General features: G+C 77.9%; 1 pseudogene. It reads right to left on the reverse strand.

Features of this window, described 5'->3' with window-relative positions:
- A pseudogene (locus tag G3I42_RS20560) lies at nt 1–421 on the reverse strand (ATP-grasp domain-containing protein); the annotation flags it as partial.

Raw genomic sequence — 421 nt, forward strand, 5'->3', positions numbered from 1 at the left:
GCTTCCGGAACCGCCCCCGGAACCGGCCCCGCTGCCGCCCCCGGACCCCGCCCGCTCCCCTCGCGCCGCCGAGAGCAGCGCGTACGTGCCGACCGTGAAGCGGCGGCCCGGGGCGGGGGTGCGGGCGGGGAGCGGGCGGTCCGTCAGGTCGAGGTGGAGGGCGCGGACGACGTCGAGGCCGCCGTGGTCGGTGAAGAGGCGGAACTGGGCGCCGGGGCGGGGGTTGAAGTCGAGGAGGTACGGGGTCGTGCCGGTGGCGTCGTAGCGGAAGTCGAGGTCGAGCACGCCGCGGTAGCCGAGCGTCGCGACGAGGCGGCGGGCGCAGTCGTCGAGGCGCGGGTCGTGCTCCCAGCGGCCCATCGCGGTGAGTCCGGCGCCCGGCGGCCAGGCGCGGAGTTTGCGGCCCGTGCCGCAAACTCCG

The organism is Streptomyces sp. SID11385 (assembly GCF_010548245.1).
In the GTDB taxonomy this organism is placed as follows: domain Bacteria; phylum Actinomycetota; class Actinomycetes; order Streptomycetales; family Streptomycetaceae; genus Streptomyces.